This is a genomic window from Protofrankia sp. CiP3, assembly GCF_917627345.1.
Lineage (GTDB): Bacteria > Actinomycetota > Actinomycetes > Frankiales > Frankiaceae > Protofrankia.
Map to the genome: position 1 here is coordinate 1 of NZ_CAKJTM010000003.1, position 26,695 is coordinate 26,695.

The 26,695-nt window shown below is 68.1% G+C and carries 20 protein-coding genes and 1 riboswitch; of the genes, 13 read left to right on the forward strand and 7 right to left on the reverse strand.

The window, feature by feature from the left end; genetic code table 11:
* Together mptB and MJ797_RS01570 are read left to right on the forward strand one after the other, a co-directional pair.
* The coding region (gene mptB, locus MJ797_RS01565; RefSeq protein WP_239330942.1) for a polyprenol phosphomannose-dependent alpha 1,6 mannosyltransferase MptB at positions 1-680 on the forward strand (680 nt) is incomplete at its 5' end.
* A 76-nt stretch (positions 681-756) separates the two neighbouring features.
* Complete coding sequence (locus MJ797_RS01570; RefSeq protein WP_239330945.1) at positions 757-2,064, forward strand: glycosyltransferase 87 family protein; 1,308 nt, start codon at positions 757-759, stop codon at positions 2,062-2,064.
* On the opposite strand, the gene MJ797_RS01575 is transcribed toward MJ797_RS01570, so the two are convergent.
* Together MJ797_RS01575 and MJ797_RS01580 are read right to left on the reverse strand one after the other, a co-directional pair.
* Positions 1,968-2,783 carry an HAD hydrolase family protein gene (locus tag MJ797_RS01575; protein ID WP_239330948.1) on the reverse strand — a complete coding sequence of 272 codons (816 nt, stop codon included), beginning with the start codon at positions 2,781-2,783 and terminating at the stop codon, positions 1,968-1,970. The genes MJ797_RS01570 and MJ797_RS01575 overlap by 97 nt on opposite strands.
* Positions 2,784-2,840: 57 nt before the next feature.
* Entirely contained in the window at positions 2,841-3,839 is a 999-nt protein-coding gene (locus tag MJ797_RS01580; protein WP_239330951.1) for a glucosyl-3-phosphoglycerate synthase, read from the reverse strand.
* A gap of 30 nt (positions 3,840-3,869) precedes the next feature.
* A riboswitch (SAM riboswitch) is annotated at positions 3,870-3,987 on the forward strand.
* 9 nt (positions 3,988-3,996) lie between these two features.
* Between MJ797_RS01580 and thrC the strand changes: the two genes are divergently transcribed.
* Positions 3,997-5,274, forward strand: coding sequence for a threonine synthase (thrC, locus tag MJ797_RS01585; RefSeq protein ID WP_239330954.1), 1,278 nt, complete (start codon positions 3,997-3,999; stop codon positions 5,272-5,274).
* 79 nt (positions 5,275-5,353) lie between these two features.
* On the opposite strand, the gene MJ797_RS01590 is transcribed toward thrC, so the two are convergent.
* Positions 5,354-5,539 (reverse strand): hypothetical protein, encoded by a 186-nt coding sequence (locus MJ797_RS01590; RefSeq protein ID WP_239330957.1) that lies wholly within the window; start codon positions 5,537-5,539, stop codon positions 5,354-5,356.
* Between the two features lie 121 nt (positions 5,540-5,660).
* Between MJ797_RS01590 and MJ797_RS01595 the strand changes: the two genes are divergently transcribed.
* The 5 genes from MJ797_RS01595 to MJ797_RS01615 all read left to right on the forward strand — a co-directional run bounded on the left by MJ797_RS01595 (position 5,661) and on the right by MJ797_RS01615 (position 11,127).
* A complete protein-coding gene (locus tag MJ797_RS01595) occupies positions 5,661-6,665 on the forward strand; it encodes a sensor histidine kinase (RefSeq protein WP_239330960.1) in 1,005 nt (334 codons plus the stop codon).
* Positions 6,662-7,363: a response regulator transcription factor gene (locus MJ797_RS01600; protein ID WP_239330963.1), complete on the forward strand. Its 702-nt coding sequence runs from the start codon at positions 6,662-6,664 to the stop codon at positions 7,361-7,363. The genes MJ797_RS01595 and MJ797_RS01600 overlap by 4 nt, the downstream gene beginning before the upstream one ends.
* 452 nt (positions 7,364-7,815) lie before the next feature.
* Complete coding sequence (groL, locus tag MJ797_RS01605) at positions 7,816-9,438, forward strand: chaperonin GroEL (RefSeq protein ID WP_239309802.1); 1,623 nt, start codon at positions 7,816-7,818, stop codon at positions 9,436-9,438.
* 180 nt (positions 9,439-9,618) lie between these two features.
* The gene (locus MJ797_RS01610) at positions 9,619-10,473 is read left to right on the forward strand and encodes a phospholipid scramblase-related protein (protein ID WP_239330966.1); all 855 of its coding nucleotides are present in this window, start codon (positions 9,619-9,621) and stop codon (positions 10,471-10,473) included.
* 78 nt (positions 10,474-10,551) lie between these two features.
* Positions 10,552-11,127: a Uma2 family endonuclease gene (locus MJ797_RS01615; protein ID WP_239330968.1), complete on the forward strand. Its 576-nt coding sequence runs from the start codon at positions 10,552-10,554 to the stop codon at positions 11,125-11,127.
* Positions 11,128-11,236: 109 nt separating this feature from the next.
* Here MJ797_RS01615 and MJ797_RS01620 read toward each other — a convergent pair whose 3' ends face one another.
* The 3 genes from MJ797_RS01620 to MJ797_RS01630 form a co-directional block, all read right to left on the reverse strand.
* On the reverse strand, positions 11,237-12,883 hold the full coding sequence (locus MJ797_RS01620; protein ID WP_239330970.1) for a DNA repair helicase XPB: 1,647 nt from the start codon (positions 12,881-12,883) through the stop codon (positions 11,237-11,239).
* Positions 12,884-13,137: 254 nt separating this feature from the next.
* Entirely contained in the window at positions 13,138-15,759 is a 2,622-nt protein-coding gene (locus tag MJ797_RS01625) for a helicase-associated domain-containing protein (RefSeq protein ID WP_239330973.1), read from the reverse strand.
* A 101-nt stretch (positions 15,760-15,860) separates the two neighbouring features.
* The gene (locus MJ797_RS01630; protein WP_239330976.1) at positions 15,861-16,316 is read right to left on the reverse strand and encodes a hypothetical protein; all 456 of its coding nucleotides are present in this window, start codon (positions 16,314-16,316) and stop codon (positions 15,861-15,863) included.
* A 2,415-nt stretch (positions 16,317-18,731) separates the two neighbouring features.
* Between MJ797_RS01630 and MJ797_RS01635 the strand changes: the two genes are divergently transcribed.
* Together MJ797_RS01635 and MJ797_RS01640 are read left to right on the forward strand one after the other, a co-directional pair.
* The gene (locus MJ797_RS01635; protein ID WP_239330978.1) at positions 18,732-20,384 is read left to right on the forward strand and encodes a S1C family serine protease; all 1,653 of its coding nucleotides are present in this window, start codon (positions 18,732-18,734) and stop codon (positions 20,382-20,384) included.
* Between the two features lie 213 nt (positions 20,385-20,597).
* The gene (locus tag MJ797_RS01640) at positions 20,598-21,839 is read left to right on the forward strand and encodes an RNA polymerase subunit sigma-24 (protein WP_239330981.1); all 1,242 of its coding nucleotides are present in this window, start codon (positions 20,598-20,600) and stop codon (positions 21,837-21,839) included.
* A gap of 61 nt (positions 21,840-21,900) precedes the next feature.
* Here MJ797_RS01640 and MJ797_RS01645 read toward each other — a convergent pair whose 3' ends face one another.
* Positions 21,901-23,751, reverse strand: coding sequence for a copper resistance CopC/CopD family protein (locus MJ797_RS01645; protein WP_239330984.1), 1,851 nt, complete (start codon positions 23,749-23,751; stop codon positions 21,901-21,903).
* A gap of 37 nt (positions 23,752-23,788) precedes the next feature.
* On the opposite strand from MJ797_RS01645, the gene MJ797_RS01650 reads away from it, so the two are divergent.
* From MJ797_RS01650 to MJ797_RS01660, 3 genes are all read left to right on the forward strand, one after another.
* Entirely contained in the window at positions 23,789-25,027 is a 1,239-nt protein-coding gene (locus MJ797_RS01650) for a hypothetical protein (protein WP_239330987.1), read from the forward strand.
* A gap of 5 nt (positions 25,028-25,032) precedes the next feature.
* On the forward strand, positions 25,033-25,698 hold the full coding sequence (locus tag MJ797_RS01655) for a hypothetical protein (RefSeq protein WP_239330989.1): 666 nt from the start codon (positions 25,033-25,035) through the stop codon (positions 25,696-25,698).
* A gap of 214 nt (positions 25,699-25,912) precedes the next feature.
* Positions 25,913-26,689: a YcnI family protein gene (locus MJ797_RS01660; RefSeq protein ID WP_239330992.1), complete on the forward strand. Its 777-nt coding sequence runs from the start codon at positions 25,913-25,915 to the stop codon at positions 26,687-26,689.
* The last annotated feature ends 6 nt before the right edge of the window (positions 26,690-26,695 follow it).

Genomic DNA, 26,695 nt, shown 5'->3' on the forward strand with positions numbered 1-26,695 from the left:
GGGGAGCCGCGAGCCGGACAGTCCTATCCTCGGGCGCTCTAAGTGCACGTTCACGGCTGTGGGCGCGGCTGCGACCGCTGGCGCGGGACGCCGGTGTTGTCGGCGCATCCGGGCTGCTCTTCGTGGTATTGATTCCGGACGGACTAGGCTGGTTACGTTCAGCGGCTACGCCTGCCGCTGGACTCACCCTGTACGCACCGACTGTCGGCCTCGCCGACGCTCTCACAAAACTGAACAACATCACCAGCATGAAGATCAATTTTGCCCAGGCGCTGAACCTGACCCGAACCGCCGGCATCGTGCTCACCGCTGGGGTGATGCTGCGGCTGCTGGCGACCATCCGCGGGCGGGACCTCACCGCCACTGTCGGCTGGGGCCTGCTGACGCTGGCGATTCTCGGCCCCGTCCTCTACCCGTGGTACCTGGCCTGGGGGCTCATACCACTCGCGATGGCCGCTGACCGGGCCCGCGCCAGCGCGCTCGGCGCGGTGTCGACGGTCGGCGCGTTTCTCGCCCTTCCGCACTGCGAACTCCTGTTTGCCAACCTGCCCGGCGCCACGCCGTGGCTGCAGCGCCAGGCACCGTTCATCGCCATCAGCACTCTCGGCCTCGTTCTGATCTCTGTGGTCATCCTCACCCGGCGGCGGGAGGGCTGGTCCACGACGGCTCTCAAGCGCTGACCCCTACGGGTGCTCGCGGCCGCGTGGGTCAGTCAGGATCCGGTCAGGACGGACGAACACGGGAAAGGGGGACAGCATGCGCGCGCGCCTGAACATGGCCACGATCCTGCTCGGAGCCGGCCTGCTCGGCCTGCTCGCGCTGCTCGCCCGCGGAACCCGGATCGATCTGGCGGTATACCGGCTGGGCGGCGGCGCGTTCCTGCACGGGCTGCCCTTGTACGACCAGATCATGCCGGGCACCGGCCTGCCCTTCACCTACCCGCCGTTCGCCGCGCTGCTCTTCGGTCCGCTCGCGGTCCTGCCGAAACCGGTGGCCCAGCTCATCTGGGCAGTCACCCTGCTGGCGTGTCTGGCTACGCTGACCCGCCAGGTGCTCGCCGTGGCCCGGACCGGCCTGCGCACGTCCCGCCCACTACCGTTGGCGGTATTGGCCGCGGGCGTACTGGCCACCGAGCCGATCCGCAGCAACCTCGCCTATGGCCAGATCAACATTCCGCTCATGCTATTGATCATTATCGACCTGCGCCGCAGATCCGGGCCACTGCCCGCGGGCATACTGATCGGTATCGCCGGAGCGGTGAAGCTCACCCCACTGATCTTCATTCCCTACCTCCTCTGCACGGGAAGACGCCGGGACGCGGGCTGGGCCGCCCTCTCCTTCAGTGCCTGCTCCGCGCTCGCGGCCCTGGCCACACCCACTGACTCGGCGCGTTTCTGGACCCGGCTGGCACTCGACCCGTCCCACGTCGGTGGGGTGGCGTACGCGGGCAACCAGTCGCTGGCCGGGGTCGCGACCCGGCTCGCCGGTCATGCCATACACGATGAGACCTGGTTTCGGCTCGTGACGCTGAGCACCGCGGCCGCCGGTATCGGACTGGCGGCAGCGGCCACCCGCCGCCATGAGCCCCTGCTCGGCTGGACGGTGTGCGGCATCACCGGACTGCTCGTCTCGCCGATCTCCTGGACCCACCACTGGCTGTGGGCACTGCCCGCCCTGGCCTGGCTGGCCGGCCCGGCCCGGCCGCGCGGGGGACGGCTCGCCGCACTCGGCGGCTTCGCCCTGCTCGTCCTCGCCCCAATGTGGTGGCTGCCGTACGAACATAACCGCGAGTACTCCTGGCATGGCTGGCAGCTGCTGATCGGGAACTCCTACACGATCGCGGCTGTCCTCTTCCTCCTCACGGTTCTCGGCCACCTCCTGTTCAGCCGTCCGGCCGTTGTCAGCACGGCCGTCGACGGCACGATTCCCGACCAGCCGGCCGGGCCGCTCATGCGGCCAGCGGCGGATCAGATAGTGGCAGGCCGCGCGGCCGGCAGCGCCGAGCGGACCGCGCTGGCCCATCCAGAGCCAAACCCGCCGTCCTCCACGACAACATTGTCGTAACCGGGCAGCAACGCCACGAGATCGCTGTGACGCAGCGCGTTCGCGACGAGGTGCATGCGCCCGACCTGGCCGGCCATGACCAGATCGCTGGCGGAATCGCCGATCGCGATCGCCTGCTCCGGCCGGAGCCCGCGGCGGGCCAGGTCGAAGGCCACCGCGGCCCCCTTGCTGACGCCCTCGGGAACAAGATGGTAAATGTGGGGAACATCATCCAGAGTGGGCATGACGGCCCGCGAGATGATGCCGTTGTCGCGGATGGTCAACCAGTCAAAGCCCTCCGCCACAAGCCATGCGTTCACCTCGGCCACCTCGATGTTGCCCCGCAGCATGACGTCGACCTCGCGGCCGGGGTACCAGGGGCGATACGCCTCCAGACGCCCCGGATACCGTTCGATCAGCGCGGTGAGGAGCGGATCCGGAATCCGGTCAAGATTGTCAGGCATGGCTCCGCGCAGGATCCGGCTGCCCCGCCCGTGGTCCCAGCCGACGATCGCGCCAAGCTCGGCTATGAAACCGTCCGCGCCGAAAATCGCGCTGGCCTCGACAAGCTGCGGCCGGGTCCGGCCGCTGACCAGCACCAACGCGATGCCCGCCCGATGCAGGCCGATAAGAGCGTGCGCCGGATCAAGGGTGGTGGAGTGATCCTCGTTCTGGAAGAAGCACCCGGACGGCCCAACCATGGTCCCATCAAGATCGGTATACACGACCCGGATGCCCATCAGCGATATCCTCCCGCTCACGCCGCCGGTAACCTGCTCCCGGCGTCAGCGACCTTCTCACGCCGTCGGCGACGGGTGATCTTCCGCGACACGTCGCCGACGAGACGTCCGGCGAGACGTCCGGCGAGCGGCATACTCCGCGATCGTGATCATCGGGGCGCGCTCATGCACCGCGACACTGTGGGTGTGCGGCTCAAGCCCACCGTCGCAGCGGCGGAACTGGGTCAGCGTCCGCTCCGGGACCGGGCCGTGGACACCGAGCCGGCTCCACGCCGTCTGGATGATCTCGGCTGCCATGCGTCCGAGAGCCTCGTCGGACTGATGGCGGTGGATCTTTCGCCCGACCTCGACCTGTGCGATGGCATCCGCGCCCGCGACGGAGAGCACGTCCACCAGGTGGGCGAACTCGACTCCGTAGCCGGAGACGAACGGCAGCCGCTCCAGTAGGGCACGACGGCCGGCGAACTCTCCCGCAAGCGGTTGGATCAGCCCGGCAAGGTGCGGCCAGTACATGTTGAGCAGGGGCCGCGCGACGAGCTCGGTGACCCGGCCACCGCCGCCGGGCAGCAGGCCACCCAGCAGTGGCCGATCATAGGAGGCCTTGACATAGGCGACCTCGGCGTCGGTCAGCAGCGGCCCTAACAGCCCCGTCACCACTTGGGCGTCGAAGTCCTCCAGGTCAGCGTCGATGAAGACCACGATGTCCCCGGAGGCCGCGTACAGGGACTTCCAGAGGGCTTCGCCCTTGCCCGCGATCCGCCCGTAACCGGCGAGGATCTCCTCCTCGGCAATCACTGCCGCGCCCGCGGCGGCCGCCTCGGTCGCGGTCGCGTCGACCGACCCCGGATCGATGACAATGATCTCGTCCACCAGAGGCACCGCAACGACAAGATCACGATTGATCGCGGAGACGATCCGCCCCACGGTGGCGGCCTCGTTCAACGCGGGCAGCACCACACTGATCGTTTCCGCCTTCCGCGCCAGCAGACCGACGGGCGAGAAGTCACGCCCGTCATACGTCCGACGCTCGAACCAACGGTGCACATCACGCCGCACTCGGTCTACAGTACGGGGACAACTTAATCCGGCTCATCCAGAGGGGCAGAGGGACCGGCCCAGTGAAGCCCCGGCAACCACCCGCATCCGTGCGCGGCAGGTGCTAATTCCGTCCTGAGACGCAACGGGCTCTCGGGGAAGATGAGGAGTTTCACATATGACCATCGCGCCCGAGCGCCCCGCAACGATCGATCCGGAATCCGCCGCCAATCCGGCGATCTCCCTGGCATGCCGTCACTGCGGCGCCAGATTCCCGCTCGCCCCGACGCACGTCTGTGTCGAGTGTTTCGCCCCGCTGGAAATCGCCTACGACGAGTCCCTGCTGCACCGTGTCACCCGGGCTTCCATCGAGGCCGGTCCCGCCAGCCTGTGGCGTTACGTCGGCCTCCTTCCCGCCGGCCACGATCCCGCGCACCGGGTCTCCCTCGGGGCTGGCTGGACACCGCTGCGCCCGGCCCCGAGGCTTGCCGAGGAGCTCGGCATCCGAACGTTGTGGATCAAAGATGACAGCGCGAACCCCACCCACTCGTTCAAGGACAGGGTCGTCTCGGTGGCGCTGTCAGCCGCCCGTGAGCACGGGTTCACCACCGTCGCCTGTGCCTCCACCGGCAACCTCGCCCAGTCCGTGGCAGCGCACGCCGCTTCCGCCGGGCTACGCTCGGTAGTACTGATCCCGCATGACCTCGAGGACGGCAAGACTGTGTCAACCGCCGTCTACGGCGGCACCCTGGTTGCGATCGACGGTAACTACGACGATGTCAACCGTTTGTGCAGCGAACTTTCCGGCGAGTACGAGTGGGCGTTCGTCAATGTCAATGTGCGGCCCTTCTACGCGGAGGGCTCCAAGACGCTGGGCTACGAGGTCGCCGAGCAGCTCGGCTGGCGGCTGCCGGAACAGGTCGTGGTGCCCATCGCCTCCGGGTCGCTGTTGACCAAGATTGACAAGGCCTTCGGTGAGTTCGGCCGCCTCGGCCTGGTGGAACCGACGCCGTACCGGGTCTTCGGCGCCCAGGCGGAGGGCTGCAATCCGGTTGCCGCGGCCTTTGCCCGCGGAGCCGACACAGTGGCCCCGGTGAAACCGTCGACGATCGCCAAGTCGCTGTCGATCGGCAACCCCGCGGACGGCCCGTACGCGCTTGACGTGGCCCGGCGGACAGGCGGTGCGATCACCGACGCCACCGACCCCGAGATCGTCGACGGCATCCGGCTGCTTGCCCGCACCGAGGGCGTCTTCGGTGAGACCGCCGGCGGCGTCACCGTCGCCTGCCTGCGGCGGCTGTTGCGCGAGGGGCTGCTCGACCCCGATGCCGAGACCGTCATCTTCAACACCGGGGACGGCCTGAAGACCCTCGATCCGCTCATGTCGCAGGGCCGGCCGACCGCGACCATCCGCCCGTCACTGATCGCCTTCGAAGCAGCCGGCCTTGGTGACTGAAAGGCCGTCGGCGGCGCGAAAAACATGATCGCACCGCCTTCGGTCCCGGTGACTGCAAAGCCGTCCGAACCTGGAAGGATCAGCTGAGCGACCCGAGCAGCATGACGACATCGGCCGGAACCGGGCCGATGTCGTCGGGTTCGCTCTCCCTGCCGACGACGGGTACCGAGTAGATCGACGACGAGCTGTTCCGCTTCGAGGTGAAGTACATCTTGTCCCCGAGCCGCACCGCAGAACCGCTGTACCGGTCGTTCGCCGGCAGCACGACGCGCATCTCGCTAAGTGGTCGGCGCTGGAAGTCCTTCGGGGTTGGTCGGATGCCAGATGGATGCGTCGCGAGGCGGAGGAGGCCCCGGTCGCTGATCCTCGAACGCACCGACCGTCGCATGCTCACCGTCGCGTCGCTGAGCCTGCTCCTGCTGGAGGCGGCGGTAGTCAGCCGGCGCATGTGGCGACGCGGGCGGTTCGACGACGCCTGGCTCGGCATTGTCGATCTTTCGTTCGGCGTGCTCTTCCTCATCAGCGTCATGATGTTCGTCGCTGCCGGAACCGCCTCGTCCAGCTGGGGGAACCCGGGTTTCGCCACGACCATCCCGATAGCCGCGGGCGCGGCGAGCGTCTTCCGCCACTGGTGGCAGACGCTCGCCGCGGCCAGCCTGCTGTGCGCGGTTTTCCTGGTGACCAGCCTCCCGGCAGCCAGCGACCACGACACGCGCCTCACCACACTCACGAACTCGGTGGCCTATATCGGCTTTGCTGTTCTCGTCCGGCTCGTCGCCGGCTACACCCGAAGGCTCGGCAGGGACGCGGACTCCGCTCGGTCCGCCGCGGTGATGCTCGCCACCGAGGCGGAAAGACTCCGGGTACAGAAGTTGATCCACGACCCGGCATCGGCGCTGGAACTGCTCGCGGCCGACGACCTTGATGAAAACGCCCGGGCTGTCCTACGGCGCCAGGCCCTGCGGCTCGCCACTGAAATGCGCCATTACCTCGGCACCCAGCTACGGCGTTCCAGCGGCATCATCGCCGAGCTTGAGGCCATCGCGGACGAATTCGCCGACCTTGCTCCTGTGCTGAACGCCGACCTCGCCCGCGACACCATTCCAGCGGCCGATGTGGAGGTTGTCAGTCGCGCTGTTCGAACCCTGTTGTTCAACGTCCGTCAGCATGCCCAGGCCCGCGAGGTCGTCATCCATGCCGAGACCGACGGAAACAGCTGGGAGGTGTGCGTCCGCGACGACGGCATCGGATTCGACCCGAACATCCGCCTGGCAGGATTCGGCCTGTCGCAACAGGTATATGCGGCGATCGCGTCCATTGGCGGTCAGGTCGAGATCGAATCGACGCACGGGGAAGGGACATTCGTACGAATGTCGAAGGAGAAGATGTGACGATCACGGAAAACCCTGGCGAGGCGCGTTCACGCCGGATCGGCGTGGTTGACGACGAGCCAGTCTACCGGGACTCACTGCCGCTGCTGGTACCGGAACTGAACGTGGTTGTCGCCGCGAGGACCGTCGAGGAGTTCCTGGCCCTGGCGCCCCGCGTTCTGGCTGCGCGGCCCCATGCCGGCATGTTGGATGCCGTCCTCGTCGATCTCGACCTCAGCGGCAGCGGCGGACGTCCCAGCCCTGTCCACGGCCGCCACGCGGTCGCCGCAGTTGCCGCAGCCGGCTATCGGGTGCTCATCTACACCGGTCAGCGCCGGCCGCTGGTGCTCGCGGGCTGCCTGGGCGCGGGCGCGCTGGGGATCGTCCACAAGTCCGAACGCCCCGCGCGGCTGGTCGACGCAGTCGACGCGATCGCCGCCGGCCGGTTGGTACTCACCACCGCGGTGACCGGCCTCGCCGAGGCGGTCAGCCGGAGCGGAGCCCTGCCCGACCTCACCGAAAGGCAACGGGAGGTCCTGCGGGCACGCGCCCGCGGCGAGCCGTACAGCGGCATCGCCCAGCGCCTCCACATCGATCGGAAGACCGCCGAGGAACACATGAGTGTCGTAGCGCGGAAATTCCGCGACTACCTGCGAGAGCACAGTCCGGCGGACCTGGAACGCGAACTCGGTATCGGCTCCGGCGACCTCATGGAGTGAACGTCAGGCTGTCTGCGAACACTACTTGACCGGATACAACCATAGATCACCCTATCTGCCGGCGGGGCCGCACCGAGCCCTGGTCACCCGGGACCGCTGCCGCAGCCTTCCCTGGCTGCGAGCAGCCATCGGCCTGGTTCGAACGGAAGCCTGCTGTAACACTGAGTGGCAGCGATCATGACACCGGGTGGTGGAGGCATCGCGGCACCGGGGGTTCGCCCGCGGTTCATGGGCCGTATGACAGCGGCCGGCCGGTCCCCGCCCACGGCCCCGCGGCGGCACGCCACGACAGGGGGCGAGCTTGCACTCACCCATCTCGAGTGCTAAACAGGAGCTGGCACTCACCAGCTCCGAGTGCCAGGGCTGAGCGACGAGGCCAGCTGGCCGTCCGTCGCGGGCGTCGTCTTGGCCAGGCCATTGAACAGCCATTCCCCTGGGAGGACCCCGACACCATGCCGAAGATCATTGCCTTCGATGAGGAGGCACGGCGCGGCCTGGAGCGCGGCATGAACCAGCTGGCCGACGCCGTAAAGGTCACGCTCGGTCCGAAGGGCCGCAACGTCGTTCTGGAGAAGAAGTGGGGCGTCCCCACGATCACCAACGACGGTGTGAGCATCGCCAAGGAGATCGAGCTCGAGGATCCGTACGAGAAGATCGGTGCGGAGCTCGTCAAGGAAGTCGCGAAGAAGACGAACGACGTCGCGGGTGACGGCACCACCACCGCGACCATTCTCGCCCAGGCGCTGGTCCGTGAGGGTCTGCGCAACGTGGCGGCCGGCGCGAACCCGCTGGGCCTGAAGAAGGGCATCGAGGTCGCGGTCGAACGCGTCTCGGAGGAGCTCTCCAAGCAGGCCAAGGAGGTCGAGACCAAGGAGCAGATCGCGTCCACCGCGTCCATCTCCGCGGGCGACCCCGCGATCGGCGCGCTGATCGCCGAGGCACTGGACAAGGTCGGCAAGGAAGGCGTAGTCACCGTCGAGGAGAGCAACACCTTCGGTCTCGAGCTCGAGCTCACCGAGGGCATGCGCTTTGACAAGGGCTACATCTCGCCGTACTTCGTCACCGACGCCGACCGCCAGGAAGCCGTCCTCGACGACCCGTACGTGCTCATCGTCAACAGCAAGATCGCCGCTGTCAAGGACCTGCTCCCGCTGCTGGAGAAGGTCATGCAGGCCGGCAAGCCGCTGGCCATCATCTCCGAGGACGTCGAGGGTGAGGCCCTGGCCACCCTGGTCGTCAACAAGATCCGCGGTACCTTCAAGAGCGTCGCGGTGAAGGCCCCCGGCTTCGGTGACCGCCGCAAGGCCCTGCTCGGCGACATCGCCATCCTCACCGGTGGCCAGGTCATCTCCGAGGACGTCGGCCTCAAGCTGGAGAGCACCACGCTCGACCTGCTCGGCAAGGCCCGCAAGTTCGTCGTCACCAAGGACGAGACCACCATCGTCGAAGGCGCCGGCGACCCCGACCAGATCGCCGGTCGGGTCAGCCAGATCCGTGCCGAGATCGAGAAGTCGGACTCCGACTACGACCGCGAGAAGCTGCAGGAGCGGCTGGCCAAGCTTGCCGGTGGCGTCGCGGTCATCAAGGTCGGTGCCGCGACCGAGGTCGAGCTGAAGGAGAAGAAGCACCGCATCGAGGACGCCGTCTCGAACGCGAAGGCCGCGGTCGAGGAGGGCATCGTCGCTGGCGGTGGCGTCGCGCTGCTCCAGGCGTCGGTCACGGCGTTCGAGAAGCTCGACCTGGCTGGGGACGAGGCCACCGGGGCGAACATCGTCCGGCTGGCTCTCGAGGCGCCGATCAAGCAGATCGCCTACAACAGCGGTCTCGAAGGCGGCGTCGTGGTCGACAAGGTCCGTCACCTGCCTGCCGGCCATGGCCTGAACGCGGCCACCGGTGAGTACGTCGACCTGATCGCCACCGGCATCATCGACCCGGCCAAGGTCACCCGTTCCGCGCTGCAGAACGCCGCGTCCATCGCCGGGCTGTTCCTTACCACCGAGGTCGTCATCGCCGACAAGCCGGAGAAGAACCCGGCCCCGGCGGTTCCCGGTGGCGGCGGTGACATGGACTTCTGAGTCCACGGTTCGGAGCTCGGCCCTCCGGTCTGAACTGGTCGTGAACCGGCCGGCAGGCAAGTGGGAGCAAAGGGGCGGTCCTGTTTCGGGGCCGTCCCTTTGTCATGGCACGATTGGCACATCAATCACCATGCGCGATGGGCGATTAGGACCGGCAAGACACGTGGGAGTGTGCACAACATGACCCAGACCATGCCACCGGCCGGCTGGTACCCGGATCCCTCCGGCCAGCATCCTTTCCGCTACTGGGACGGCGGGTTATGGACCGACCAGGTGAGCGCTACCCAGCCCGGAGCTCACACCGGAGCACCCGCACAGGGCTGGGGAGGTCCCCAGGGCTACCAGCCGGAACCTGTCCGGACCAGCTACACCCCAGAGCAGATCCGGCGCCAGGTGCGGAAAGGGGCAGGCCTGAACCCCGTCCACAGCGGGCAGGGGACGCTCTTCACCGAACCGGTCCTCGTGGTCAACCAGAAGACCAAACTCATCGAGCTGACAAACGAGTACGCGGTGTTCGACCAGTCCGGTAACCAGATCGGATCGGTCGTCGAGGTCGGTCAGAGCACCATCAAGAAAGCGGTGCGATTCGTCAGCTCACTCGATCAGTTCTTCACCCACCGGCTCGAGGTCCGCGACAGCGCCGGAGTTCCGCAACTCGTCCTGACCCGGCCAGCGAAGCTCCTCAAATCAAAGGTGATCGTCTCTCGGCCGGACGGAGCCGAGATCGGTGACATCGTCCAACAGAACGTCTTCGGAAAGATCCGCTTTGCCCTGCAAAGCGCTGGCACATCTGTCGGCATGATCAAAGCAGAGAACTGGCGGGCGTGGAACTTCTCGATCGTCGACCACACCGACACCGAGATAGCCCGGGTGACCAAGACCTGGGAGGGCTTGGCCCGCACGATGTTCACGACCGCCGACAACTACGTGGTGCAGATCCACCGGGCGATCGCCGACCCGCTGCGCAGTCTGGTGGTCGCCTCCGCGCTGACCATCGATACCGCGCTCAAGCAGGACTCCCGTGGTTTGGGCTGAGTCCGGATACCGGCAACGGAGGTTTCGACAGCCGACGCTGGAAGCGGCACCATTACTGGAGTGATCCAGCCTGGTTCCATGCCGCGCTCGCACCGCCCCACCATGGTGCTGCCAGCCCCACCGCTGACCGTCGCCGACCTCGACGAGTTCGGCCTTGAAGATCCGCGCTTCGAGCTCATCGACGGGATGTGCCTGATCCGCGCATGGCCGACACCGTTGGAGACCAGGGTAACCAAGCGTCTTGTCCGGCTGCTCATCGAGGCGACACCCTCGCACATGCGCGTCCACACCCGGGGGGTCAGCCTTCGCGTCGAGCCCCGCAGCGAGATCGTGCCCGACATCATTGTGGCGGCAGCGGCTGACGACGACCGTCCCCGCCGCATCACCGATCTGCCGCTGCTGGTCGTGGAGGTCGCCGAGATCAACAACCGCCGCTACGACCAAACCCTGAAGTTCGACGTCTACCGTGACCGCGGTGTCCCCAGCTACTGGCTGGTCGACCCCGGCACCCCGAGTATCGACGCCTATGATCTTGTCAGCGGGACCTACGTCCGGGCCGGGTCCGCGGTCGGGTCACAGGGACTCACCGTGACCAGCCCAGTTGCCTGCACGATCATCCCGGCAAGCCTGATCGACCCTCCACAGCCAGAATGACGACTTGTCCGGATCACGCTGTGTACCCGTGCATCGCGCGGCGATGGATGGGGAGCGATGACGCGAGGCAGCGGCCGGGCCGTGAGCCGGACAGCCCTATTGCCGACCACTAAGCCGGATCGGGGATGTCGTCCGCGTCCACGATGGTGTACGCGTAGCCTTGCTCCGCCAGAAAGCGTTGGCGATGCGCGGCGTACTCCTGATCGATCGTGTCCCGGGAGACCACCGTATAGAAATGCGCGCCACGGCCATCCGCCTTGGGGCGCAACACCCGCCCGAGGCGCTGCGCCTCCTCCTGGCGTGACCCGAAGGTCCCGCTCACCTGGATGGCGACGCCGGCCTCGGGCAGGTCGATCGACACGTTGGCGACCTTTGAGACGACCAAGGTCATGATTTCCCCATTGCGGAACGCCTCGAACAGACGCTCACGCTCCCGGTTACGGGTCGACCCCTGAATGACCGGGGCATTGAGCAGCTCGCCAAGTTGATCAAGTTGATCAAGATAAGCACCGATGACGAGCACTCGGTCGCCCGCGTGCCGTTCGACCAGCCGCCGCACGACCGCCCGCTTACTATAAGCGGTCGCGCACATCCGATAACGCTCTTCAGTCTCCGCCACGGCGTAGGCCATCCGCTCGTCTTCGGTGAGTGTCACCCGCACCTCGGTGCATTCAGCCGGAGCGATCCAGCCCTGGGCCTCGATCTCACGCCACGGAGCGTCGTACCGTTTGGGACCGATCAGGGAGAAGACGTCGCCCTCGCGTCCGTCCTCCCGGACCAGCGTCGCGGTCAGACCGAGCCGTCGCCGGGACTGGATGTCAGCGGTCATCCGGAAAACCGGCGCGGGTAGCAGGTGCACCTCATCATAGACGATCAAGCCCCAGTCGCGGGCACCGAACAGATCCAGATGCAGGTACTCGCCCTTGCGACGGGCAGTCATCACCTGGTAGGTGGCGATCGTGACGGGCCGGATCTCCTTGCGTTCACCCGAGTACTCGCCGATCTCGTCCTCGGTGAGCGACGTCCGCTTCAGCAGTTCCGTACGCCACTGCCGGCCGGCCACCGTGTTGGTGACCAGGATGAGGGTCGTGGTACGGGCATGGGCCATCGCGGCGGCACCAACGATGGTCTTGCCAGCGCCGCTGGGCAGCACCACCACGCCCGAACCGCCCTCCCAGAAACCCGCGACCGCGCCCTTCTGGTAGCCGCGCAGCTCCCAGCCGTCCTGGCGCAGGTCGATCGGATGCGCCTCACCGTCGACGTAACCGGCGCAGTCCTCAGCCGGCCAGCCGACCTTGAGCAACGCCTGCTTGAGCCGTCCCCGCTCGGACGGGTGCACCGCGACCGTGTCCTCGTCGAGGCGCTGGCCCAACAGCGGCAGGACCTTCTTGGAACGGATGACCTCGGTGAGCACCGCGCGGTCGACGGTCCGCAGGACCAGGCCACGCTGCGGATCGTTCTCCAGCCGCAGGCGTCCATAGCGGTCCATCGTGTCGGCAATGTCGACGAGCAGCACGTGCGGGACCGCGTAACGGGAGAAACGAACAAGTGCGTCGACGACCTGCTCCGCGTCATGACCGGCGGCCCTGGCGTTCCAGAGTGCCAACGGAGTGATCCGGTAGGTGTGAACATGCTCGGGGGAGCGTTCCAGCTCCGCGAACGGGGCAATCGCAGCCCGCGCGTCCATGGCCACTGGATGGTCGACTTCCAGCAACAGGGTCTTGTCCGACTGGACAATCAATGGACCATCGGCCACTTCTCACCGGCCTCCCAAAACGTCTCGTGACCTCTGGACGCGCGCAGCCTCTGTCAGCCCGGACCGAACCCGCCCACCGATTCTCGCATGTTCGCCGACAGCTGAGCCGAAGGCCTCATGACAGCCCGGACGCGAGGACCCCCGGCGGGAAGCGGACCCGTGGCAGCCGCAGCCACAGACGCGCCAGCCGTGCCCCGCCCGCCGCCGAACCGGCAAGCCCACAAAGCACCAAGCCCACGAAGCGGCAGCTGCCGTCATGACAGGTCCGTAACGTCCTCTGGATCCAGGAATTCCGGGTATTGCCGGTCCGGTACCGGCATCGACCCGACCGTTCCGGTATCGGCAAGAGCGCTGGCCAGACCGCCTTCGGTGACGCCCGGCAGAGTATCCGCGGCACCCAGCTCGACCGCCCAGCCGTAATCGGTGAACCCGGCGACCGGGAGCACATCCTCAACGTCCATGACACCGGTGACGCGGTGCAGCGCGAAGCGCCGGGTTGTCGTGGCACGCTCATCCCACACGGTCACCCAGCCCCCATCAACAACCATCGGACGAACAATACGTTCGCTCGACTTCCCCTGTTGATCAACATAACCGAGCAGCATCCGGCGGCCGGTCCGCGCCGCTCCCTGCAGAGTCACCAGGATCAGCGGAGCCGCTCGCACCATCCGGTCGGACACCGAACCGACCGAACCGATCGCGGCGCTGGCCGCACGGGCCGCGCGGGCGCTGTCGTCGCCACGGCGAACCATCCGCGCCACACCTCGGAACTGCTCGTTGCGAACGCCCACGGACTCCGCGCTACTCGGGCGCGGCCGGCCGGGCGTCCTGTGCACCTCCGGTCGGTGCAGGACCACACGTCCGTCCGGCCCTTCGCCGACCGGGGCGAACCCGGCCGCGCGCAGACCCTCCAGCAGCTTGGGCAGCGGCAGCGAGGAGATCACCACGGTGGGCGCGACCCGCCGCAGCCCGAGCGTCTGGGTTCGCCGCGAGGCGACCACCTCCGCGAGCACAGCGGTATCGTCGCAGCGCAGATACGCCATGGCGGGCCCCGCCCGCAACCGGCCATGACGGCGAGCAACATCATTTATAAGATAGTCCAGCGTCTGCGGAATACCCCCGCGAGCGACCCGGGCCAGAAAGTCGCGGATATCCTCGGTGACCCGACCGGCATCCAGCGCACGCCGCAGGGATGCTTCAGAGAAGCGGAAGACCGTTGCCGCACCGGCCGACTCGACGTCGGCCATCTGCGTGAGCTCCGCGGCGATCTCCGGCACCAGCGGGCCCGGTGCCACCGCGGTGAGGTCAGCCTGCACCAGAAGTTCGCTGACCGGCTCGGGCAACATCGGGCTGAGCGCGGCAGCCAGGTCCGAGCGGCTGGCTCCGTCCCCGTCCTTTCCATCGCCGCGGACCAGCGCCCGCCCCGCCGAGGACAGCGCACCGCGCCCGGTGACACCGAGCAGATCCGCTTCGGTGAACGTCCAGTCGATCATGCGGTCCAGCAACGGCCCACCCCGGCGAGGCATCCGCCACGCAAGCAGGGCCCGCACCGATTCGGCCGTCGGCGCAAGCCCCACCGGCGCCGTCGCGAAGGCGTCCAGCACGAGGCGGCGCAGCTCCGGCGCGTGCTGGCGGCGCAGTTCGACGGAGAGCGCGGCAAGCTGACGGCCCTTGTCGTCGCGCTCCCCCACCAGCCCCGACACCTGCGGAGAACACAGCCATGCCTCGACCAGCGTGGCCCAACGCATCGCGGGAGTGTCCACACACCACCTGTCATAGGCGGTTGTAGGCATGATCATTACATCGGCCCCGGGAGCATTGTCCACCAGCCCCGCCGCGTAGGCTGTCTCAATCACCAGCGCCGCGGTTGGTTCGGCAACATCGAGCAGCCTCGCGGCCGTGCGGAAGTCCCGGACGCTCAGGCCACCGGTGCGCAACGGGGCGGGCGGGGCCGTGCCCCAGGCTTCCAGCAGTGTCGTCACCAGACGGATCATCGTGTCGGCGGCGAGGGCGGCTGTACCGTCCACCTGAACACAATCGATCGTCTTGCCGGTCAGGACCGGCGGTTCGGGATGCAGCACCCCGCCCGGACGGTCGCCACGCAGCGCGAGCCCGACCTCCCGAGGGAGTTCAACCATGGTCTCGTCGATGCCGATGAGCAGCCCCCTGGCCAGCAGCTGCTCCACCGGTGTGTGAGCGTCGGACGCGGCGAGCAGCCGTCTCGCGTCGCCCGTGTGCCCGAGCGCCGGCCCGGCGGCGAGCCGGTCGAGAAGCTGGCGAGCCCGTGGACCGCATTCCTCGACGAGAGCCGCGACCCGATCCGGGGCGGCCAGCGCGGCGCTCAGTTCGTCAAGGAGAGAGCCGCGGCCCGCTCCGCCCCGGTCCCGCTGGGAAGCGACACCGACCGCCAGCGCGAGGCGCGCGAGGTGCGTGTGCCGGTGACCGGCCACACACACACGCAATGGCCGGCCGAGGCCGAGCGGGCGCTCGCCGAGAAGGTCACGGGCCATTGCGACAAGCCGGATGGCGCTGTCATCCCCCCAGATCAGCGCCCGCTCGCGCAACGTCACCAGCGCCGCCGCCACGGCCGCGGTCCCGCAGAGCCCGAATAGATCATCGGTGCTCACCGGCGCCGGAAGCAGCGTCAGCGCCTCACAGACCTCGAGGGTGAACGTGTCAAGCCGCTCAAGCGCGCGCGTCACGCTCACCCGGATCTCCAGGCGGGCGGCGAGGACGTCGAAGTCGGGCGGCGGTGGCGTGGCCAGATCAGGACGGAGCGTGAAAAGCCGAGTCAGCTCGTCGTCAGAAAGGCCTCGCAACCACCCGGCCGCGGTGGAGGAGACGTCAGCTCCGTCCGCCGACATGGACACCCTCATGACAGTATCCCGCCGACGGCCCAGGAATTCAGGGTGCCGACGGCACGGAAGAACAATGATCGCACCGCCATCGGCCCGCTGGGTACAGGAGCCGGCATGCCCTACCACCCACCATGATCAGATGCGTCGGCACCCAGGGCGGGAAACCGCCCAACACCCACTTCGGCCGTGCCTACCTGGTCGAGAACCCAGCCTCCGCTGACATCAAAACGGAGTACCGCCACCGCCGGGTCAAGATCAATATCGCGTGGCAGGAGCGCGGCGAACGCCCAGTCCGGCGGGCCGGTGGAAATTCTGATCGAAGTCACCTGAAGCCGGCCCGGGGGGACAAGCGCGACCAACGGGCTCGCGAAGACCGCTCGCGCTATCGCGTCGATCTCGTCCGCCGTCGGCGCCCGACCGGGCGGAGCAGGGAATCGGTTAAGATCAAATTTGTCTGGGACGCTGGTCCCGGCGTAACCGCCGGGATCGGCGATGGGTGTGTCCGCCGCCCGACGCGCGACCGGACGGATGACACGCGGACCAGTAGCATGTTGACGTGCGGGACGTGGACGCACAGGCCCTCCTGCCGCGGGTGACAGGCTGCGACGATACCCAGCCGACATCACGTGAAGCCGCGCACCGTGTGACAGAATGCGACAGACTCGTCGATGCCGATTCGACACGCGAACGCCTCCGAACGCAAGAGCCTGGCGTCAAATGTTTTCCGCAACAGTAGAACATAAATCAAAAACCTGAGGCTAAGAACGATCGGCAACAGAAGCCCTGATCAAGGAGTGGGATTGGGGCGCCCACCCCAGTCCCACGACGCCACGCCCCCTGTTGCCAGTCACCCCAAGTACCCTTTTCAGCTGTTTTTCCGCTTTATCCGGATCGTGCCGGCAGACCGTCATGTGTTCCTGCGATACCACCGGTCAACGCAACTTCCCTGCAGCGTCGACCAGGAACGTCAGATGGTGATCGCGTGCCCAGTTGCCAACCCGTGACTGTGCGCTCGCAGACCCCGGCGCCGCAAGCGCCTGCCCGACAGAGAAGCCAACGATCAGAACGATTACGACGAGAAGCAGATTCACTACAATTCCAACCTGACGCCCGCGCGAGCCGCGCCCGCGGGTTCCCGCCCCCGCGGATCGCGCGTTACCGGACGGAACCTCCACACCGGACGGAACCGACTTACCGAAATCGGCGGCGAAGTCCTCCTCCTGATCGGTCTGATCGGTCTGATCGGCGTGATCGACTCGGTCCGCACGATCGGCCGAAGCCGTCCCGTGGCCGGCAGGCTCTGTGGCACGGGACGGGTCACCAACGCCCGGCCGGCGGGAACCCGTCGCCGCGCTCCTGCCCGCCACTGCGGAAGCCGGCCCCAGCCCACCCCCAGCCGGTGGCATGGGTGGCACCCCCGACCTGGCTGCGGCGACCGGCTTCGGCGCGTCGCGACCGCGAGCCGGGAACGGGTCGAAGCCCTCCGTCGGAGGACCGGTGTAAGGCCTCGGCCCTGTGACGGTGCCGTTGGCGGCGCCTGGTCCAGGAACCTCTGCCATCCGGCCACGGGCGTCCGGTCCAGGCCCAGGCACGGAGCGGCGACCGAACCGATGATCAACACCTTCCGCCGCGGACGCCGTGACCGGCCTCCGCACAACCGTGGTCGTGTCCAGCGGGTCAGGGGCACTCGGCAACGCGCGACCGCCATCCACTGTGGTGGCAACGCCGGTGGCTCCACCCGGCAGGTATGCGGCCGGACGATCGCCGGCCCCACCCGCCCTGCCAGCGACGGGCCGTCCGAGCTGGCCGGTGCGTCCAGGCAGCGTGCCAAAAGCCACCATGCGCCGGCCCGCGCTGACCGGTCGCCCGCGACGGACAGGATCACCGGCACCACCCGCGCGGACCGGCGATGGGCCAAGTGGCTGGCCAGGCGAGCCGGGCCGCTCGCCAGCAGCGGGCTGAGAGCCGGGAATCAGGGGCCGCGGCCCGCTCGGCTCCGGATACCGCGGACGCCCCGACGGGCCGGGATGCCCCGTGGTGGCATCGTCACCAGGTGGAATGCCGTGCGAATTCACCCAGGGGTCACCTCGAGGATCATCTCGTCGGTCGCCCCGGGGGTCGGGGTCTCCTCGGACCACGCGGGCATCCTCCGGTCACACGCGCACGGCACTGGTTGTGTCGATGTCGTCAGAACAGCGAGATTCAGCGTATCCGCAACAAGTTCAAGTAGCACAACACGCCCCACTCCACCCGAACGAATCTTCACTTTCACCTGATCGCCCAAGCGTGCGCCCAACCGACCACGGCGAGGTGGGTGCAGCGTGCACCGGACGGCCACCCGCCTGTCAACAACCAGCCCCGGTGTGCCAGCCCGAGCCCAACCGAGGACACGAGCAGACCGCCCGCGACGCCCGCCCACGCCGGCCGTGGCCCGTGGCCCGTCGGCAGTGGCCTCCAGCAGTGCCGTCCGCACCCGGCTCAGCCTTGGCAGCGCGAGGCCCGCCACGCCATGTGATGATTCGCGGTCACGGTGAACCCGCGAGCGCTTTGGCGACCGCGCTTCTCCGAGCATTATGAAACGTGTTGGAGACAGTCCGAAGCGCAGCTGGGAGGCTACTGAAAACGCCTTCACAGGCGCCTTCCCGGGCTGCGTGACCATCTGCTCGGGGCAGTGGCCTCGTCATCGTCCGGTCGTCACAGTCTGTGAATCAGGCGACCCGGCAGCCAAAGCGGCCACGACGTTCGCCATCGTGTGACGGGTCAGTGAGTCAGTGGGTCGGCCACTCGGGCAGCTGGATGTTCGGACAGGAGAACGGGTTGACGAGCTTCAGACACTTTCTCACTGGTACCAGCACGGCATGCCCGGCGGTTGCCGTAACCGTCGACACCGCATTGGCCACATCGGGAGGACGCTCCCCACGCGCCGCGTCTCAGCCGACTGTTGGTCGCGTTTCAGTCTTCGCTCAGCTTGTGAGGGGAAGGTTTCTACCATGAACACGCGGCCCCCCTTCACCTCCCCGGATGGACGTTCCTCGGACTCGCGGGCACCTGACGGCGGCGACGGCGTCCGCTCCGGGCAGAACACCCCGGTCTGGACGGCACCGGAGGTGGAGCCATACCCCGCCACTCACCAGACTGCCGCGCAGCCGGCGGCAAGGAACGGCCTGGGTGACGCCGAACCCGAACGACCAGCGGCAGCGGCGGGATCTTCCGCATCGACTACCGCGGCTCCCCAGACACGCCCTGAGCGGGACTCGACCGAGTCGTCCAGCCGGGCCTGGTGGGGAACGCCGTGGAACCCGCCGGGCACGAGCGTCCCCGACGACTCGGCGACCATGGTCGACGCGGGTGGTGGCGCGAACTCCGGATACCCGGGCGGCGCCTTCAGCGCGCCAGGCCCGCCGTCCGGCCCGACACCACCGTTCGGCACACCGCCGCCGTTCGGCCCGACACCACCGCCGTCCGGGCCGTACTACGGCCCCCCCCAGACCGCCGGACAACCGGCACCACCACCACGCCGCAAGCGGCTCGTCGCCGCCGCGATCGCGATCGCGCTGGTCTCCGCTGGGGTGGGCGGTGGCGTCGGTGCCCTGGTCGCCGGCGGCAACAGCACGCCGACCGTGGTGTCGTCCAGCGGCCTGCTGCGCAGCACCAGCGGTGCGGGAACATCCCCGGCCGCGTCCGGCACGGTGTCAGCCGCCGCGCAGACGATCCTTCCGAGCGTGGTCACGATAGCCGCCACATCAAGGAACCAGGCAAGCACCGGTTCCGGAGTAATCATTCGCCAGGACGGCTACATCCTGACCAACAACCACGTGGTATCCGATGCCGCACAAGGCGGTTCGCTGCAGGTGACCACCCAGGACGGCAAGGAGTTCAACGCAAGGATCATCGGGACCGACCCCACCTCCGACCTCGCGGTAGTGAAGATCGACGCGACCGGGCTACGGGCGACCGCCTTCGGCAACTCGGACGCGCTCGCGGTTGGCGAGCTGGTGGTCGCGGTCGGCAGCCCGCTCGGCCTCAGCGGTACCGTCACATCGGGGATCGTGAGCGCCATACACCGGCCGGTACGCACCGGTGACACGAACGTCCAGGACAGCAACGCCGTTCTCGACGCTATCCAGACCGACGCCCCGATCAACCCTGGAAACTCCGGTGGCCCGCTCACCAACAGCAAGGGTGAGCTGATCGGCATCAACTCGGCTATCGCCACAGTGGGCTCAGGCAGCGGCGGGTTCGGCGGCCAGCAGGAACAGCAGTCCGGCAACATCGGTGTCGGGTTCGCGATCCCGTCCAACTATGCGCAGTCGATCGCCGAAGAACTGATCAGCAAAGGCTCGGCGGTGCACCCGTATCTCGGCGTGAACGCGTCAACCGCGGGAGCGAGCCAGACCGATCCGAACGGCGATGGGACCGGTGCCAAAGTCGAGAATCTGGTCGGCAACGGTCCCGCGCAGCAGGCGGGGCTCCAGCGCGGCGATGTCATCACCAAACTGGGAGACCGCCGGATCACGAGTGTGGATGGGCTTATCGCCGCGGTCCGCTCCCAGGACATCGGCAGCAAGGTGACCGTCACCTACACCCGCAACGGTCAGACGCACACCGCGGAGGTCACCCTGGCCCAGCAGCCACCGTCCTGATCTCCTCGCCCCGTTGGCATCCGGCCTTTCCGGATCTTTTGACGAAGATCCGGAAAGGCCGGATGTCGGCCGGGTGGCAGCAGAATTTTCCTGACATTCCCCCCTGGCCTGGCCAGGAAGCTCTAACGTGGCGAGCGGTGACGGTGTAACCCGCTCCACACCCGGACGCGGCTATGACTCATCTCGCCAACGGGGACACAGGAGAATGCACTGATGAACGGCGGTATCCGCCGCACTGACCCAGCAGACGTATCCGCCACCGGCCCGCGCCTCGATCGATCCGCGGTTGCGCCCACTGCCCGTGACGCCCAGGACAGGCCCCGCACGCCGCTGCCACGGACCCCGGAGTCGGATATCGACCTCGTCATGCGGATCCGGCGAGGTGAACGGGATGCTTTCGACGATGTCTACGAACAGTACGCCGACGACGTCTTCTCGATGTGTCTGCTCATCCTGGGCGAGGCCGAGGTCGCTCAGGCGGCGGCGGGCACAGCGTTCGCCCTCGTTGCCCGGACCCGGCTGGGCGCGCTCGGCGACCCTACCCGGTTGCGCTCATGGTTACTTGAGCTGGCCCGCGGCAGCGCCCTGGCCTGGTCCGGCTCGCCCCAGGCCCGCGGTGGCCCGGTGCGGCACGCCGCGGCCCCTGAGGAGATGCTCGCAAGGACCCAACTCACCCCAGCGCCCAGGAGACTGCGGGAAGGACTTGTCCGCACCTTCGATCGAGCCGCGACGGCGCTCGAAAGCCCGGTTCCGTCAGTCCCACCGCACGCCTCCTCAATACCAGCCTCCATGCCAGATACCCCGCCAGATACCCCCGCGGGCAGCGCCCGCGGTACATCAGCGGACCACACGGACGAGCCAGGTTCCGTCGCTCGTCCAGACGGCGCCGCTCGCCCCCCGGACGAGCGACGTGGCCGGCCCATAGTCACGCTCGCCGCCTCGCTGCTGCTCGCCGTCGCGGGTGCCGCCACCGCGATCAACTGGCCGACCACGGCCGAGGTCAGCCCCCGCTATCCCGATGTCGCGTTCGGCCCGCCAGCGCCAGGACCACTCGTCACTGGCCGGCACCGGCCTGACACGATCAGCCCGACAGTCGCCGGGGTGTTCACCAGACGGCTGCCCGGACAGCGGACCGAACCAACCATGTTCGAGGTCGCGGGTGCGAACGAGATGATCCTGGTGGCCCAGCGGTCCACCGCCGAGCTGGCCAGACCGCAGGCGGTCCCCGAACCCAGTCCACCCACAATGGCCAATGTGGTACCACGGTCGACCGCAACACCACCAAAGGTAATCATCACCCCATCAACGAACAGTTCGGCGACAAACGCACCACCGGTCGAAGTCCCGTCAGCGTCACCAGCGACGCAGATGCCCTCGACAGCCCCCTCGGCCACGCCCGACGCGGGCACAACAACCCCGTCCGTGCCCACGTCGGGAACACCGCCGCAGGCCTGAGAGCGCCCGATCAATAGGAGACTGTCCAGCTCGCGCCGCTTGGGCTCACCGGCCTCGGCGGCTACCGCACCTGGTAGAACAGCGTGGTTACATATTGATCGAAATCGTTGACCCGTAACGTCAGCCGCAGTTGCCACGTCCCGGCCAGCGGTACCTGCATCCCCTGAGCGATTGCGTGGCCCGGTGCGACCTGGACAAGCGGCACTGAGAGCGGTCCGACCCCGGCGTCGGGCAGGGACAGCTGCGCTGACGCGTCCGCAAGCGGCGCGACCTTGCCAGCGGGATCGAACGTGTAGATGTGCATGGTCTGCGGCCCGTGCCTGGTCGGGGCGATGTCGACCTGGACGGTGAGCGGTCCGGCGAACACCGTGTCAGCGAACGGCGGTACATATGACGTCCGCGCCGGAACCGAGTTGACCAACACCGCGGTCACCGCGAGCACCACTGTGGCCAGGCCGGCCTCGAACATCACCCCACGGCGCAACCCAGCCACCGCACGCTCGGCCACTTCGGGCCGCGCCGCGATATCGGTCGATGACGGCCGCCCTACCGAGTGGGCGGTCAGGCCGGCTGTCGTGTCCGAGCGACTCGCGGCCAGCGCCGCGACGACCGGCCGGTAGTTGCGGACAACCCACCTGTGCGCCAGCCAGCCGACTCCGAGCGCTAACGCCACAAACCAGACCTTCAGCAACAGCAGACGGCCATAGGCAGTGGCGGTCAGCGCGGGAAATCCGCCCACCTCTCGCCAGGACTGATAGCTACCCGTGAGGATGACGACGATAACCGCTGCCATCGCGGTACGTGACCAACGCGGCAACACCCCGGCAAGCTCGGCGGCGCGGGCAGCGGGCACCCGGGCGCCGGACCGAGAATGTCGATCATCTGCCCGGCCACGCCCGGACCTTGAACGCAGGAAGAGCACAAGGGTGGCGAGACCACCCGTCCAGACGGCGACTCCCAGCACGTGCACGGTCAGGATCGCGGTCGCCAGCCACGCGTCGCCGCCGACACCCGCATGGCCGGACGCGGCCTGGGTCCCGGCGATGACAAGGGCGAGGCCACAGAGCTCCGCGACGGCCCGGCGACCACCGGCCACGATCGCGTGCAGGAGCGGTATCGCGAGCAGCAGCGCGAGGATTCTCAACAGCACCAGATGGCCGAACCTCGTGTGCAACGTGGTCGACAGCGGAGCCCAGCGCGCCAGTGCGGACAACCCCTGACCCGCGCCGTACGGGCCCTGGACCAACAACAGCCCGACAGCGGCGGCGAGCGTCACGCCCCATCCCGCCCACAGCAGCCGCCGCGGGCCCAGCTGTCGTAGCCCCGCCGGCCAGAGCGCCAGCAGGAAGAAACCCGCACCGAGCAGAACGGACAAACCGGCGAAGGCTCCGAAACGCACCACACCGGCCAGCACGCTGACGGCGGCCGAACCACTCCTGGTGGACACGGACGCCGCGGCGCTGGCGTCTGGAGCCACCCCGACACCGAAGAAGAAGCTGCCGGAGACCGGATGGCTGTCCGCGGAGATGACATGCCAGCTGACCACGTACGTGCCACGCCCGAGGTCGGCGGACAGCCCCACCACGACCTGGCTGCCGGTCTGCCCGTGGCGGACATCGCCGGCATCCATCCGCTGGCCGGTTGGGGAGATGACTGTTATCGAACGTGCGTCCGTTGTTACCGACTCGCTGAAAGCAAGCGTGACCTGCGACGGCGGGACTGTCAGGGCCGCGCCCGCGGCCGGGTCGCTGCGGTCGAGCACGGCGTGCGCCGACGCCGGGCCCGCTGTCGCGACCAGCGCCGCGACGACGGCAACCAGCAGGAACCCGAGACGGCGCATGCCGCGAGCCTCTATCACCGCACCAGTGTCCCTCTCGCCGTCCTCCGGCCCCGCCCGCTCCCTGCCCGGCATCACAGTCCACCGAAGGGGCTGCGTAGGCTGTCTGTCGATGAACGTGACCGACAACGGCCGGTTATGTCACGGGCTGCCCCACGCGTTGCTTGTTCTCGGCGTGCTGACCTGCTGGCTGGTTGTCACAGCCTCGCCCGCGTCGGCGCACTCCGTCAACGGGGGCGGAGCCACCAACCTGCGCACGACCCTGACCGGTATGAACCCACCGGTGGACGGCGTCACCCTCACCCCGGTGGAAAACGGCAGCCGGGTCAGGCTGACCGTTGTCGGTAATCACACCGTGGTCGTCAAAGGGTATTCCGACGAACCCTACCTGCGGGTGGACCCGACCGGGACCTGGCGCAACACGCTCTCGTCCGCGACTTATCTCAACGCAAGCCGGTACGGGCTGGCGAACGGATCATCCAAACCGCTGACCGGCAGCGATGACACGGCGCCGCCCCGCTGGGAGAAAATCGGCCATGGCGGCACCACCGTCTGGCACGACCACCGCACCCACTGGATGGGGGCGCAGGACCCGCCGGCCGTTCTGGCCGCGCCCGGCCGCTTTCACGAGATCTACACCTGGATGATCCCGCTGACCGTGGACGGCCAGACGGTCAGCGTGACCGGTGCCCTCGACTGGATCCCAGGGCCGTCCCCCACGCCGTGGTTCGTTCTCGGGATCATGCTAGCCGCTGGGGTCATGGCTCTCGGACTGCTACGACGCGCGGCTACAGCGCTGGCCGCGGCGGTAACGATCACTGTGGCCGCGGACATCACCCACTCGTTACTGATCACGTTCTCGCGGGCCGACGGCCGGCTGTCGGGATTCTTCCTCGGCAACACCGTCGAGATGGCGGCCTGGGCGCTCGGGCTGGGCTCGGCCGCCCTGCTGATCCGAGGATCGATCACCGGTGGGTACCTCGCCGCGACCGCTGGCTTCGTCATCGCCATGGTCGGCGGTTTCGGCGACGTCGGCCTGCTGTACCGATCGGGTGCCCCGATCGCGGGCCCCGTGGCTCTCGCCCGGATCCTGACCACGGTCACCATCGGTATCGGCATCGGACTCCTCGCCGCGGTGCCTGTGGTGACCCGACGGCACGGCTGGCGGAAACAGCCCGGCACGGACCGGGACACGACAGCCCTGGACTCGGCGGGACCGGACACGGCGGACCGGAGCGGATACGGACAGGCCGGACCGGGGCTGGAACCTGGACCGAAACAACCTGGGCTGTGCCCGGACGCTGAAACAGAGCCGGGCATGGGTCGATCTCGCCCCGATATGGCAGGCTGACCGCCGTGTACGTACGCGCGGCGGCCGTCGCCGCCAGCGTTGAACCGCCCGCCGTGACGACCGCGGGCCGCTTGGCGCGTGCGTCCACCTTTGCCGGCTCGTCGGTCGCCCTCGCCGTGGCGGCGCACGCCGCGGCAGGCGGCCACCGTCCGTCCGCAACCCTGCTGGCCGGCGCATTCGGGTTGCTGACCCGTATCGCATACGGCCTCGCCGGACGGGAACGGCGGTTCGTCGCCCTGCTCGCCGGTGTCGGACTCGCCCAGCTGACCCTGCACGTCACGTTCGCGGTCACCGCACATGGCCCCGGCATGGCGGGCGCTGTACTCACCGACGGCACCACGATGACTGTGGCCCACGTAAGCGCGGCCGCGCTGGTCGCCGCCGTGCTCGGTCAGGCTGAACGGGGGCTGTGGAACGCGGCGTGCCTACGCCTCGCGGCCGCCCGCTGCCGCGTCCATGCGCGTTCCGCTATCGTACTGCTACGGAATGCCCGCCGGTTCGCGGCCACGCTGCTCGGCCCGCCGCTGGGAACAGCGCCGGGCGCCGAACCCCTGACGCGCCGGTCCGGCAGTTGCCGATCCGCCGTCTTCATGCCGCCGGCATATGTGACCGGACGTCTGTTTGCCCGCGCCGATGGCCGGCGCGGGCCACCGCTCGTCCGCTCGGCCTGACGACGCTCCGATCTGGAACGCGACGAGCGTTCCCGCGGGGTGATATCCGCCCGGGACGGCACGATCGACGGAACAAAAGTCCCAGAAATGTGGATTCAGGCGGGCAATGATCACCGCCATCCTGGCGATCGGTCACTCGCCGATCGCTCCTGCCGCACTTCTTGTGCGCCCAGCACAATTTCCTTTGTGATCAACTTTCTTCGAGAGGACCAACATGTCCCGTGCGACCCGTGGCGCCGCCGTGCTCGGCGCCGCCCTCACCGGCGTGATCGCCTTCGCGCTGCCGGCATCGGCTCATGTCAGCGTGCAGCCGACAACAGCCGTCACCGGTACCGACGCAACGCTCACCTTCCAGGTCCCGACGGAGCGGGATGACGCTGCCACGACCAAAATCGATGTTCAGTTCCCCGCCGATGCCCCGATCGCGTCGGTGCTGGTCGAGAACATTCCCGGCTGGACCCACGAAATCAGGAAAACCAAACTGGACAAGCCGATCACCACGGATGACGGCGCCGTCTCCGAGGGGGTCAGTGAGATCATCTGGACCGCTTCATCGGCTGACACGGCCATCAAGCCGGGCGAGTTCGCCCAGTTCGTCATCTCGGCCGGGCCGTTGCCGGACAAAGCCGGCACACTCGCGTTCAAGACTCTGCAGACCTACAGCGACGGCCAGGTCGTGCGATGGATCGACGTCGCACAGCCTGGACAGGCCGAGCCCGAGCACCCGGCACCGACGCTGACCATCACCGCGGCGAGCGCCGACAGCACCGACGCGCACGGCGGTTCAGGAACCGCCGCAGCCGCCGGTACCGCGCCGAACAACACGGGAGCGACCAGCGGCGCGACGGCGCAGACCGCTTCCCGAAGCGCCGACAGCAGCGACGGAACAGCTCGGGGGCTGGGTATCGCGGGCCTGATCGCCGGGATCGCCGGGATCGGATTCGGCGCTTTCGCCCTGCTGGCCAGTCGCCGTCGCAGCGGCACGCCCTAAGCGGTC